The sequence below is a fragment of the Streptomyces curacoi genome (genome assembly GCF_001513975.1).
Taxonomy (GTDB): Bacteria; Actinomycetota; Actinomycetes; order Streptomycetales; family Streptomycetaceae; genus Streptomyces; species Streptomyces curacoi.
Genome location: NZ_KQ947986.1, coordinates 791,628 through 804,235 on the forward strand (window position 1 = coordinate 791,628; position 12,608 = coordinate 804,235).

Sequence of the window (12,608 nt, forward strand, 5' to 3'; positions counted from 1 at the left end):
CCGTCCGGCAACCGTCAATCTCACCGCCGTCCTGTCGAAGGGCGCCGAGCTGAAGCAGCCCTCGCCGGGTTCGTCGCCGGCGAACGACCGCCACGCGAACCGCCAAGGCCACGCCGAGCCCCCGCTCGCCCAGGCCGACCTCCCGCGAGCTGGGCTTCGGCCTCACCCACGCCGCCTGATCCACCCCCAGCCCCGTTTTTGAGAGAGACCCCCATGGAATTCGTCAAACAGTAGGCCACCGTCAAGGCCCCCGCGGACTGGTTCACCGGCGACGTCTGGTTCGACGTCCTCTACGCCGGCCAGGAACCGTCCCGGATGCGCGCCAACATGGTCCGCTTCTCACCCGGCGCCCGCACTCACTGGCACTCCCACGTCCTGGGCCAGACCCTGCACGTCGTCTCCGGCACCGCCCTGATCGGCACCCGCGACGGCATCGTCTTCGAGGCCCACCCCGGCGAGACCGTCACCTGCCCCCCGAACGAGGAGCACTGGCACGGCGCCACCCCCGACCGCTTCATGGAGCACATCGCCCTGTGGGAAGGCAAGGGCGACGGCAGCACCGAGACCACCTGGAACGAGCCCGTCACCGACGAGCAGTACAACCGCGCCCGCACCCGCAACCAGTAACACCCCGCACCAGAAAGGAACTTCGCTCATGAAGACCGAAGTCAGCTTCCTCAGCAAGGGCCTGAAGATCGCAGGCATCCTGTTCCTGCCCGACACCTACTCCGGCCAGCCTCTGCCCGCCGTGGTCGTCGGCCACCCCTGGGGCGGCGTGAAGGAACAGACCGCCTCCATATACGCCGAGCGCCTGGCCCGCGAAGGTTACGCCGCCCTCCTTTTCGACGCCGCCCACCAGGGCGAGAGCGAGGGCACCCCGCGCAACCTGGAGGACCCCTTCCAGCGCGCTGAGGACTTCCGCTCCGCCGTCTCCTACCTCGCCTCCCGCAGCGACATCGACGCCGACCGCATCGGCGGCCTGGGCATCTGCGCCTCCGGCGGCTACCTCTCCTTCGCCTCCCAGACCGACCGCCGTATCAAGGCCCTGGCCACCGTCAGCGCCTTCGACACCGCCAGCGGCCTGTTCGAGGGCGTGGGCCGGGTACAGGGCCCCGAGGTCCGCGAGTTCCTGCTCGACCAAGCCGGTGTCCTGCGCAACGCCGAGGCCCGCGGCGAGGGAGCCATCACCCTGACCCTGGTCCCGCCCACCGAGGCCGAAGCCGGCGCCTTCCCCGAGCGCAGCATGTTCCGCGAGGGCCACGACTACTACCGCACCCCGCGCGGCCAGCACCCCCGCTCCGCGAACTGGTCCCTCCTGCAGGCAGACGTGGCCGCCCAGTACAGCGCCTTCGCCCACCAGGACTGGATCTCCCCGCGCCCGCTGCTGATGATCGCCGGCACCGACGCCGACACCCGCTACTTCACCGAGGAGGCCATCGCCCAGGCCAACGAGCCGAAGGAGCTGTACCTCATCGAGGGCGCGACCCACATCGACCTGTACGACAAGAACGAGTACGTGACCCCCGCGGTCGCCAAGATCTCAGAGTTCTTCGGCAAGCACCTCGGCCTGTAACACCCCGCGACACCCCCCCCAAGCGGTCGGCCTGCCACCCAGCAGGCCGGCCGCACCCGGTCCGCTCGCACCCCGGCAGGCGGCCACGAAAGGACGACCCGGCATGCCCCACCAGACCGCCGAGGACGGCGCCCCGAGCACGCTGACCGTCGGCAGCACCGTCATCCCCGCCACCCTGAACACCACGCTCACCGCGCAGCGTTTCAAGGACAAGCTGCCCTTCACCATCAGCCTGCAGAGGTACACCGACGACTACTGCGGAACCGCCACACCGCTGGACACGGACGAGGCCGAACAGCAGGCGGGATGGAAGAACGGCGACATCGGCTACTTCGGCGGCTGGTTCACCATCCTCTTCGACGGCCAGGAACACTCCCATACCCACACCGAAGTGATGATCATCGGCCGCGTCGACGAGGGCCACCTCGACACCGTCCGCTGGCTGGACAGCTCTATTACCGTCACCGTCGCCCTGGCCCCATGAGCCACCGGCGCAACTCGGGCGGATGCCCCTTCCGTGAACGGCTGAACCCCGGCAACGCCGGGGTTCAGTGCTGTTGAAGATCAGATGTCTCCGTCTTCTCTCCGAAGCACCCGCTCCAGGGCTTACCACCAGCCCGGACAATGGACAGACCAAAACCCCATCCATTATTTGGGCTCATCCGCCCACCCCGGCAGCAGAGCGGGGTCGGACACAGGGGCGGCGAGCGTCGGTTCCGGCAGCGCCCGTGTCACAGCCCCATGCCTTCCACCCAGCCCGCCCGTCGGCAAAGCGAGCGTACGCACCCGACTGTCGGCCCGACCAGGGCAGGTCAGCGCACGACAACACCTCGCCTGGGGCTGTGTGTTGAGCTCCTGGCGCACGTCCAGGTAGCAGTGCAGCCGGACATTGGGCTGTCCCGGATCCCGTGTCGTACGGTCTGATGTCGCGGGTCGTCCACCGTCCGTAACGGATCTCACCGAACCCGGCGGTGCCGCCGGTACGGCCGAAAGATCTGAACCGATACCGGGAATCAGGCCGCGACGAGCTCCTGCTCGCGGGCCGGCGTCTTGTCCTTGGGCTTCTTGTTCGGCAGCGAGAGCCGGAAGACCTTGTGCCACGCGGAGAACACCTGCTTGGGCAGCGGCCCGGTGACGTACTCCAGCTCGTACTTTTCGAACAGCGCGCGCACCTTCACCGCGACCTCGGCGTACCGGTTGCTCGGCAGGTCCGGGAACAGGTGGTGCTCGATCTGGTGCGACAGGTTGCCGGTCATGAAGTGCATGGCCTTGCTGCCGCTGATGTTGGCCGAGCCCATCATCTGGCGCAGGTACCACTGGCCGCGCGTCTCGCCCTTGATCGACCGGCGCTCGAAGACCTGTACGCCCTCGGGGAAGTGCCCGCACATGATGACCGAGTGGGACCAGATGTTGCGGACCAGGTTCGCGGTGAACGTGGCGGCGAGCGTGGGGAGGAACGACGGGCCCGACAGCAGCGGGTGGATCACGTAGTCCTTGAGCACCTGCTTGCGGATCTTGCGGCCCACGGCCTTGGCCCGCGCGCGGAACTCGGGGTTCTTGCGGCGGCGCTTGTGCAGGTTCTTGCCGAGCTCCAGGTCGTACGCTGCGATGCCGTACTCGAAGAAGCAGGCGTTGATGAAGTTCCACAGCGGCTGGCCGAGGTGGAACGGGTGCCACTTCTGGTCCTCGTCGACGCGCATGATGCCGTAGCCGAGGTCGTTGTCCTTGCCGATCACGTTGGTGTACGTGTGGTGCAGTTCGTTGTGCGAGTGCTTCCACTGGTCGGCCGGCGAGACGTGATCCCATTCCCAGGTGGTGGAGTGGATCTTCGGGTCGCGCATCCAGTCCCACTGGCCGTGCAGGATGTTGTGGCCGATCTCCATATTGTCCATGATCTTCGCCACGGACAGGCCGGCGGTGCCGATCAGCCAGGCGGGCGGGAAGATCGAGAACAGCAGTACGCCCCTGCTGACCAGCTCGAGCTTGCGCTGCGCCGAGATGACCTTCCGGATGTAGGCGGCGTCCTTCTCGCCGCGGCCGGCGATCACCTCGTCGCGGATCGCGTCCAGCTCGCGGCCGAGCTCCTCGATCTGCTCCGCGGTCAGGTGGGCGGTGGGGTCGATGGCGGTCAAGGTGCTCCTACCGGTCGATGTCGCAGGGGCCCGCCGCGGCGGACACGCAGGTCTGGATGAGGACGCCCGGCTCGGCCTCGGTGATCTCGCCGGTGCGCAGGTCGCGGACGGCGCCCGCCTTGAGCGGCGTGACGCAGCCGAAGCAGATGCCCATGCGGCACCCGGAGGGCATGAGCACGCCGGCCTCCTCGCCGGCGTCCAGCAACGGCGTGGTGCCGTCCGCGTCGACGGTCTTGCCGGTGGCGCTGAACGTGACCTCGCCGCCGTCGCCGGCGACGACGATGCTGGGGCGGAAGCGTTCGGTGTGCAGGCGCTCTGGGACGCCGTGCTCGCTCCAGTGCTCTTCGGCGGCGTCGAGCAGGCCCGCGGGCCCGCAAGCCCAGGTCTCGCGCTCGGCCCAGTCGGGCACGAGTTCGTCGAGACGGCCGATGTCGAGCATGCCGTCGGTGTCGGTGTGCACCTCGGTGAGCTGCAGCTTCTTGTCCGCGACCAGGTCGTGCAGTTCGTTGCGGAAGATCACGTCGTGCGGCTGCGGCGCGCAGTGGACCATGACGACGTCGTTGAGCTCAGTGTCGCGCAGCATGCCCATCACGGGCGTGATGCCGCTGCCGGCCGTCAGGTAGAGCACCTTGGGAGGCTTGGCCTTGGGCAGCACGAAGTCACCGGTCGCCTGGTCGAGCTGGATCAGCGTGCCCGGTTTCGCCCTGCGGACCAGGTGGTTGCTGACCTTGCCGTCCTCGATCGCCTTCACGGTGATCGTGACGCGGCCGTCTGGGCGGTTTGCCGGCGAGGTGAGCGAGTAGGCACGCCACAGGCGCACCCCGTCGACGTCGACGCCGATCCGCACATACTGACCGGCCGTGTGGCCGCGCCAGCCCCGTCCCGGCCTGATCACGATGGTCGCGGCGTCACCCGTCTCGGGGTGCACGGCCTCGATGCGCCCCCGCAGGTCAGCGCCCGCACGCAGCGGGCTGACCAGGTCGAGGTAGTCCGACGGCAGCAGCGGCGTCGTGACCATCTCCAGCAGTTTCCACGCCCTGCTGCGCAGGGCTGCACTCGTCATGACTCCAGCTTGCTGCGCCTCAAGGCGTAAAGTCCTGACCACAGGACGTAAATCTGGTCGGCTGAATTGTTCACAGGGAACAAAACATGAGCCATGCAATCCGGAGGGCCAGCGAACTGGCCCTGGACGAGACGACGGTCACCGCACTGCGGGCCGCGCTGAAGACCACCGCCGACGAGGTCGTCCAGGCGATCATCGACGAGGTCCCTCCCTACGCCAACGCCCTTTCGGGCCGCATGGGCGGCACCATCCGCCGAGCCGTCCGCACCGCCCTGGGGCACTACCTGGACCTCGCGAGCGGGAACGCCACAGCCGGCGACGCCGGTGACGCAGCCTACGAGCTGGGCCGCGGCGAGGTACGCGACGGCCGTTCGATGGACGCCCTGCTCAGCGCCTACCGTGTCGGCGCCCGCGTGGCCTGGAGATGCCTGGCAGCCGGTGCCGTACCCGCAGGTCTGCCCGCCGCCGAGGTCGCCAAGTTCGCCGAGCTGACCTTCGCCTATATCGACGAGCTCTCCGCCGCGAGCGCCGCGGGCCACGCCGACGAACTGGCGGCCCGGGGCCGGGCCCACGAGCTCCACCTGGAACACCTGGCCCGCGACCTCCTCGCCGGCGCGAGCCCGGACGTGCTGCTGGCCTCTGCTCAACGGGCCGGGTGGCAGCCTCCGGTTTCGCTGACCGCGGTCCTGCTGCCCGCCGCCCAGGCCCGGCCTGCCTACCGCGCGCTCGACCCGAGCACCCTCGTCCTCGACGATCTGCCGGACGCCACCGGTGTGCTGCTCGTCCCCGATGCCGACCGATCACATCTCTTGCGGCAGCTGACCGACCGCACCGCCGTGGTCGGCCCGGCCCGGCCATGGACGCGTGCGTCCGCCTCGTACGCACGAGCCGTACGCGCGCGTTCCCTCTCCTCTGATATTCGCGACACCGAGGACCACCTGCCCGAACTGGTGCTGAGCGCCGACGCGGACGCGTTCGCAGACCTGCGCGCCCGAGCCCTCGCACCGTTGCGGACCTTGCCTGTCGCAACCGCGCGGCGGCTGGAGGAGACGTTGCGGGCGTGGCTGCTGCACCAGGGCAGGCGGGATGAGGTGGCGGCGGCGCTGTTCGTCCATCCCCAGACCGTCCGGTACCGGATGTCGCAGCTGCGTGAGCTGTTTCCGGATCTCGCATCGCCGCACCGGGTCCTTGAACTGACGCTGGCGGTCGGTCTTCAGCTCGAACCCATCACCGCGACGCTGGTGTCCGCAAGGTCGCAGTGACACCCAGCGACTGACGGGACGAGGGGTCCGCCGTCTGGTACGGCGAGTCCCCCGCCCAGCGTGCGCATCCGCGATGCTCGACCCGACCATCGTCGACTTCCTGGGTGCATCCCGATCGCATCCGCTCCCTGGCAGATCCCAAGGCCGCCCGGCGAACCCGACTCCGCACGTGACAGAACCCCCGGCTGACGCGCGCCAGCGGGGGTTCTGCATCGCCTGTTCTGTCACACGCGAGTCACGAACACCATCGACGCACCCGAACCACAGGGACCCCGGTCTGCGCAAAGGGCATCGTTCGGACCCCGTGGACGTCAGAAGACGGTTCCGACTACGTCACAGCCCACCGGCCGGGATGTGACCCGGCACACCTTCTCGGGCCAGCGACGTGAAGCAGGACGCGCGTGCATCGTGCAGAGGGGCGGTGGCGGCCGTTCGGGGCAGAGTCAGCCGTCCAGCGAGAGCGCGTTCTTGGCGTGCGTGATGGATGCCTCGGGGGCAGGGCCGCCCGGGTTTTCCGTGGCCAGGGCCTGATTGAGGGCCACGAAGGAACGCATCCGCTGCTCGTAGTGGGAGAACGCGGCATGGTGATCGCCGTGTGTCCGGGCGAGGCAGTCGGCCAGCACGTAGGCGCCCGCGACGGCGAGGCTGGTGCCCTGCCCCGAGAGCGGGGAGGGGCAGTAGCCGGCGTCTCCCAGCAGGGCCACCCTGCCTCGCGACCAATGGTCCATCCGGATCTGGGCCATGGCATCGCAGTAGAAGTCCGGAGCGTCGCGAGCAGCCTTGGCCAGGCGGCTGCCTTCCCAGCTGAGGGAGGCGAGCTTGTCCGCGACGAGGCGCCGCAGCGCACCGTTGGCGCGGAGGTCGTGACCGAGCGGCGCGGACTCGAAGCCGAAGGCGATCCTGAGCTCGCTGTTGTCGCGGACGGGCATGATGCCGAATCCCGCATCACCGTCGCGCAGCCACACCTGCCAGTGGTCCAGCGCGAGGAAGTTGTCCGCGCTGAACACCGAGAGGTAGCTGCCCAGGTGCTGGGCGAAGAGCTCCTCGGGACCGAAGGCCAGGCGCCGCACGGTCGAGTGCAGGCCGTCGGCCCCGATCACCAGGTCGAAAGCGCGGGGTGCCCCGTGGGCGAAGTGGACGTGTACGCCGGTCTCGTTCTCGTCGAGGGCGGTGATGCTGTCGCCGAAGAGGTACTCGACGTCTGTGCGCGTGTGTTCGTACACCATCCGCACCAGGTCTTCGCGCAGCAGCTCGATGTCGTCGCTGTCGAGTCGGCCGCTGCTGAAGGTCGACTCGGTCGAGCGGTCGATCTCGTGGCCATCGGCGTCGAGGACCGACATGCCGCGCATCCGGGTGCGCACCCGTCGTGCCTGTTCCAACAGGCCCATCCGTTCGACGACGTCGAGGGCGACGCCGCGGATGTCGACGGCCTGGCCGCCAGGACGCGGTTCCGGGGCGCGTTCGACGACGGTGGTCTCGAAGCCGTGGCGGTGCAGCCAGTAGGCGAGCACGGGCCCGGCGATTCCGCCGCCGGAGATGAGCACGGTCTGCATGGGAAGCTCCTTCGGTACGCTGTACGCAACTGAACGTACGGCGTACGCGCAGCCTGTTCAATCGCATGGAATGGCTCCTTGTACTAGGGCAGTTGGGCTGGATTCGGCGCCCTCGCTGATAGCATCTGCACTAGTACAGGGCAGGAAGGTGGTAGAGCATGACACAGCTCACAGATCCGTCTGGTCAGCCGCCCTATCTGCGCATCGTCGCCGGGATCCGCCGACGCATCATGGACGGCGAACTGAGTCCCGGCGACCGGGTTCCCTCGACCCGGCAGATCGCCAAAGAGTGGGGTGTGGCGCTCGCCACCGCCACCAAGGCCCTGACCACCCTTCGCCTTGAGGGGCTTGTCGAGGCCCGCCCGCGCACCGGCACCGTGGTCGCGGAGACCGCGCCCGCCAGGCCGCCTCGCCGGCCCTCGCCACCTGCCTCGCCCTCCGAGCAGGAGCTGACCCTTGAGCGGATTGTCCGCACCGCCATCGACATCGCCGACGCCGAAGGCCTGTCAGCGCTCTCCATGCGCGGCGTCGCGGCCCGGCTCGGCGTTGCCGCCATGTCGCCGTACCGGTACGTCCCCAGCAAGGACGACCTCGTCCTGCTCATGGCCGACGCCGCATTCGGTGACGAGACCTACCCCGCCGATGCGCCCCAAGGGTGGCGCTCCCGCATCGAGTTGGGCGCTCGGACCCTCTGGGCCGTGTACCGCAGGCACCCGTGGCTGGCCCAACTGGGTTCTCTCACCCGCCCGTTGCTCGTGCCCAATCTGATGGTCCACGGCGAATGGATGCTGAGTGCCCTCGACGGCCACGGCCTCGATCCCACCACCCTGTTCGACATCCACGTACTGATCTACAGTCACATCCAGGGTCTGGCGGTGCATCTGGAGTGGGAAGCGCACGCCGAAGCCGCCACAGGCCAGTCGGAAGACCAGTGGATGGACAGCCGGGCCGACGTCCTGCGGGAACTGGTGGACTCGGGCCGCTTCCCCACCTTCGCCAAGGTCGTCGGAGCCTTTGACGACGGCTACGACCTACGCCTTGACGCGCTCTTCGAATCCGGCCTCAAAGCACTCCTCGACGGCCTGGCTCCCATCGTCGAGAGTTAGGGAACGCCTGTGCCGGAACGTTGTCAGTGGCGGGTGGCAGCATCGGACGTATGACGGACACCACGGCATTCGACTGGCGGTCCTTCCTGCTCAGGTGGAGCGGGGAGTGGGCGGATTCCCTGCCGGACGGCGAGACGCGGGGCGAGGACGACGAGGCAGCGCGGCGGGACCGGTGGCTGGGGTTCCCGCCCGCGTCCGAGGAGCGGATCGCAGCCATGGAGGAGCGCCTCGGGCGCCGGATGCCGCCGTCGTACCGGGAGTTCCTCAAGGTCAGCGACGGGTGGCGGCACGCGGGCGGTTTCGTGTGGCTGCTGGCGGGGGCCGAGGACGCGCGCTGGCACCACAACGAGTCGGGACTCGCGGACATGTTCGAGGAGTACCTGGACGAGGACGCCGGGCCCGAGGAGCGGCGGGAGGCGGACATCTGGCGGCGCGGGCTGCAGCTCGACGTCGAGTCCGACATCACCCACGTGCTCATGGATCCCGAGGACGTGGACGAGGACGGTGAGTGGGCCGTGTACACGTGGGCGGGCTGGCGGGCCGCGCCACCCGAGCGGTACGCGAACTTCCTTGAGTTCATGCGGGACATGCACCGGGAGTTCCACAGCCTGCGGGCGCACCGGAGCGACGGGGAGCCGGTGTTCGCCAACGACACGACGCGGAAGCTGGACGCCCTGGTGGAGGAGGCCCGGCTGGAGGCGCTGCGCGGCGGCTGGGAACGGGCCGGGACGGCGCTGGACGAGGCCAAGGAGTACGGCAGACCGCGGGCCGCCGGGCTGGGCGACCAGATACGCCGCCTGCTCGGGCAGACCCACATGGTGTACTTCGACGGCCTGGTGACGGACCCGCAGTACGCGCCCGAGCTGCTGCCACCGCTGGTCGCCGAGCACGCGGCGCACTCGTACCGGGACGACTCCACGCTGACGTTCCACCTGCGGGGTGCCGACGACGACCTGGTGGCACTGGCTTACGCGACGTTGGACCGGGTCAGGAACGGCACGTACCGGTACGCGGCGGCCGGACCGTTCGGGGAAGCGGTCGAGCGGGCCCGGGAGTTGGCGCGGTGGGGAGACAGCGACGGGGCATGGCGGACGCTGATGAGCGCTCTTCCCCTGTGGGAGCCGCTGGGACCGGATCACCTGGCGCCACTGGGATGGCTGGCCGACCCCGTGCTCGGGCCGCTGCTGACCGAGGAGCGGGGCCGGGAGCTGCTCTCCACGCCGAGAGGCGGGCAGGGCGGTGAGGCACCGAGTCCGGCGGCCGGACTCGACCCGGGCGGCCTGGCGTGGCTCGCGGAACCGGATCCGGGCAACAACCGCACGTCCTACCGGTTCGTCCTGGTGGAGGGGGTGGAGCCGGAGGAGTTGCCGGAACGGCTCACGGACGGGGACGGCGCCGTGCTGAACGAACCCATGACCTTCTGGGAGGCGCGCCACAGGTCGCGGCAGAACCAGAGGGAGTTCTCGTCCTACGACGACAGGGCTCTCATGGCGGTCGGCCGGGCCGGCACCGGTTGGAGCTTCGCCTTCGACGACGACCCTGCCCCGTTCCACCGCCGGCGGTTCGTCTCCCCGGCCGCGGCCGCCAGCGCGGGCACCCGTGCGGTGGTGGTGTGGAGCGGCCTGAGGACAGGGCACGGGGAGCCGTTCTTCCACCTTTCGGCGGCGCGAGACGGTGCCGAGCAGTACGCGTTCACGTACGCGGAGGGAGAGATCCGGAAAAGCGGGGAGATACCGCGGGCGCTGGACCCGAGCCGGTTCTTCGGCGGCCTGGAGGACGTTGCGGAGGCGGAACGGTCGCTGCTGGAGGCGGTGGCCGGGGAGTTCGGTGCGTCCCTGCCGCGTCATGCCCTCGTGAACGGGCGGCTGCACACGTTCGCCACCCGTTCCTGGACACGGCCGCCGGGGGACGGCGAGACGTACGCGGTGATCGGCATGCACTGGGGAGCCGCGCGCCCGGCGGACGGCGAGCGAGCGGAGGACGGCGAGCCAGCGGAGGGCTAAGCGGAGACATAGGGGACGGAGAGCAGCCAGAGACCGGTTGGCCGAGCCTCAGGAAGACATCGCGGCGCGATCGGACTCGCTACGGAGGACGCAGAATTCATTGCCTTCCGGATCGGCGAGGACGGCCCAGCCCGCGCCGTCGGGCTCCCTGCGATCAGCGACCAGGGTGGCGCCGAGCTTCAACAGCCGCTCGATCTCCTCCTCGCGCGAGGTCGTCGGACGCAGGCACAAGTGGATCCGGTTCTTGATTGTCTTCGGCTCCGGCACCTGGTTGAAGTACAGCAGCGGGCCCTCCGGAAGCATCACCTGAGTCTCCCGGTCGCCCGGTCTGTCCTGCGGATGCAGCGGGCAACCGGTCACCTCACTCCAGAAGCGAGCCAGCTCATAGGCATTCGAACAGTCGATCGCCACGTTCTGCACTACCGAGACCATGCAGCTCAGCCTGCCCGAGCGCCCCTCGGTTCGCTACCAGAATTCCTGGGAAGGCCAGGAGTCCGGGACCTCCGGCCGAGGCGCTGCGCGACCGTACCTTCAGCTGGATGCGGGGCTCGTCGCTCGGCCGGACCCAACGGCGTCGGCAAGTACCCGGCGTGTTCTCCGGACACTCGTTCCGGCTCAGGGAATGGGCGTCACGTCGATGACGACGGCTCCGTTTCCGCCGACGCCTCCGGCCACGCCGTTGTCCCCGGCGCTACCGGCCGACCCGCCGGCGGCGGAAGCACCGCCGCTGGTCGCGCCCGCGCCACCGGCACCGCCGGCGCCGCCCGTGCCGCCACCGCCGCCGTTGCCGCCGGCGCCGAAGGCGAACCCGTCGACGGTGATGCCGGTGCCACCGGACCCGCCGGTGCCACCGCTGCCACCGGTACCCCCGATGCCGCCGGCCCCACCCGTGCCGCTCTGCCGGCTTGCGCCGCTGCCGCCGGCCGTACCGGAGTTGCCCACGGCGCCGGCGTTGCCGTTGTTGCCGTTCAGCATGGCGGCGGGGATACCCAGGCACCGTGTTGTCCCGCCGCCGCTGCCGCCGGATCCGGTGATGGTGCCGCCGGCGCCACCACCCCCGCCGAACCCGCCGGCCCCGCCGAGCCCGCCGGCAGCGCCGCCGCTGCCACCCCGGCCGCCCGTCGGGGCCCTGGTGCCGGCGTCGCCGCCGGAGGCGAAGGCCAGGTCCACGGCCGTGGTGATGCCCACCGTGCTTTCCTGACCGGCTCCCCCGAGGGAGCCGGAGCTGCCCGCGCTGCCGGGACCGCCGCCGAAGGGACCACCGCCGCTGCCGCCGGCGCCGCCGTTTCCGCCGGTCCCCGCGCCGCCGGCACTTCCCCCCGCTCCCACCACGATGGTCAAGGTCACACCGCCGGCGAGTACCTCGGTGCACTTCACGAAGCTGCCAGAGCCTCCGCCCCCGCCGCCGGCGCCTCCTCCTCCGCCGCCCCCGCCGCCACCGCCTCCCCCGCCCAGCGCGAGCAGGGCGTTGCCGCCGCCACCGCCGCCGCCCCCTCCGCCGCCACCGGCTCCTCCGCCCCCGCCTGCCCCGGCACCCCAGACCCGGATGGTCACGGTGTTCAGGACGGTGGGGCCGCCGGGAACCGTGAAGGTGAACACGCCGGGATTCGTGAAGCTCGCCTGCTGGTTCGGCTGCGCGGTCGCGCTGTCGGCGCCCACCATCGGCGGGAGCAGTCCGCCGAGCAGGGCTGCCACGCCTACGCCGACCCGTCTTCCCAGGCTCGCGTGCCTCTGCCGGTTCATCGAAGTCCGCACCATGGATGTGCCTCCTGACTCATACGCGTGGTGGCCGGGAACGAACGTGACGGGCATCGGCGCCCCTCAGAAAAGGCCAAGGGAATGTGTGCCCGGCCAAGACGTGACGCCAGTGCCACGAGTGGGGCGGAAAGAAGCAGAAGAGGGAGCGCGATTCAGCC

Annotated in this window: 11 protein-coding genes and 1 pseudogene; 6 read left to right on the top strand and 6 right to left on the bottom strand. The window is 70.0% G+C overall.

Going from position 1 to position 12,608, the window contains the following annotated elements:
* The first annotated feature begins 213 nt into the window (after positions 1–213).
* The 3 genes and pseudogenes from AQI70_RS13180 (at position 214) to AQI70_RS13190 (ending at position 2,057) form a co-directional block, all read left to right on the top strand.
* Positions 214–627, top strand: a pseudogene (locus tag AQI70_RS13180) ((R)-mandelonitrile lyase).
* A 28-nt stretch (positions 628–655) separates the two neighbouring features.
* Positions 656–1,573 (top strand): alpha/beta hydrolase, encoded by a 918-nt coding sequence (locus tag AQI70_RS13185; RefSeq protein WP_062147998.1) that lies wholly within the window; start codon positions 656–658, stop codon positions 1,571–1,573.
* 103 nt (positions 1,574–1,676) lie between these two features.
* Positions 1,677–2,057: a cyclophilin-like fold protein gene (locus AQI70_RS13190; protein ID WP_062148001.1), complete on the top strand. Its 381-nt coding sequence runs from the start codon at positions 1,677–1,679 to the stop codon at positions 2,055–2,057.
* A gap of 164 nt (positions 2,058–2,221) precedes the next feature.
* Here AQI70_RS13190 and AQI70_RS40650 read toward each other — a convergent pair whose 3' ends face one another.
* From AQI70_RS40650 to AQI70_RS13200, 3 genes are read right to left on the bottom strand one after another with little or no spacing between them, the layout of a single operon-like run.
* Positions 2,222–2,674 carry a DUF6207 family protein gene (locus tag AQI70_RS40650; protein ID WP_279616753.1) on the bottom strand — a complete coding sequence of 151 codons (453 nt, stop codon included), beginning with the start codon at positions 2,672–2,674 and terminating at the stop codon, positions 2,222–2,224.
* Complete coding sequence (locus AQI70_RS13195; protein ID WP_062148004.1) at positions 2,587–3,705, bottom strand: fatty acid desaturase family protein; 1,119 nt, start codon at positions 3,703–3,705, stop codon at positions 2,587–2,589. The genes AQI70_RS40650 and AQI70_RS13195 overlap by 88 nt, the downstream gene beginning before the upstream one ends.
* Before the next feature lie 7 nt (positions 3,706–3,712).
* Positions 3,713–4,768, bottom strand: a complete 1,056-nt coding sequence (locus AQI70_RS13200; RefSeq protein ID WP_062148007.1) for a ferredoxin reductase — start codon at positions 4,766–4,768, stop codon at positions 3,713–3,715.
* Positions 4,769–4,854: 86 nt separating this feature from the next.
* Between AQI70_RS13200 and AQI70_RS13205 the strand changes: the two genes are divergently transcribed.
* Positions 4,855–6,030, top strand: coding sequence for a PucR family transcriptional regulator (locus AQI70_RS13205; RefSeq protein ID WP_062148010.1), 1,176 nt, complete (start codon positions 4,855–4,857; stop codon positions 6,028–6,030).
* Positions 6,031–6,473: 443 nt separating this feature from the next.
* On the opposite strand, the gene AQI70_RS13210 is transcribed toward AQI70_RS13205, so the two are convergent.
* Positions 6,474–7,583, bottom strand: coding sequence for an FAD-dependent monooxygenase (locus tag AQI70_RS13210; protein WP_062148012.1), 1,110 nt, complete (start codon positions 7,581–7,583; stop codon positions 6,474–6,476).
* A 158-nt stretch (positions 7,584–7,741) separates the two neighbouring features.
* Here AQI70_RS13210 and AQI70_RS13215 point away from each other — a divergent pair, with 158 nt between their 5' ends.
* Both AQI70_RS13215 and AQI70_RS13220 read left to right on the top strand, forming a co-directional pair.
* On the top strand, positions 7,742–8,689 hold the full coding sequence (locus tag AQI70_RS13215; RefSeq protein WP_062148014.1) for a TetR/AcrR family transcriptional regulator C-terminal domain-containing protein: 948 nt from the start codon (positions 7,742–7,744) through the stop codon (positions 8,687–8,689).
* 50 nt (positions 8,690–8,739) lie between these two features.
* The gene (locus tag AQI70_RS13220) at positions 8,740–10,692 is read left to right on the top strand and encodes an SMI1/KNR4 family protein (protein WP_062148016.1); all 1,953 of its coding nucleotides are present in this window, start codon (positions 8,740–8,742) and stop codon (positions 10,690–10,692) included.
* A 48-nt stretch (positions 10,693–10,740) separates the two neighbouring features.
* Here the strand turns inward: AQI70_RS13220 and AQI70_RS13225 are convergent, their stop codons facing one another.
* Together AQI70_RS13225 and AQI70_RS39785 are read right to left on the bottom strand one after the other, a co-directional pair.
* Positions 10,741–11,124, bottom strand: coding sequence for a VOC family protein (locus tag AQI70_RS13225; protein ID WP_062148018.1), 384 nt, complete (start codon positions 11,122–11,124; stop codon positions 10,741–10,743).
* Between the two features lie 183 nt (positions 11,125–11,307).
* Positions 11,308–12,450: a hypothetical protein gene (locus AQI70_RS39785; RefSeq protein ID WP_062148019.1), complete on the bottom strand. Its 1,143-nt coding sequence runs from the start codon at positions 12,448–12,450 to the stop codon at positions 11,308–11,310.
* Positions 12,451–12,608: the final 158 nt, after the last annotated feature.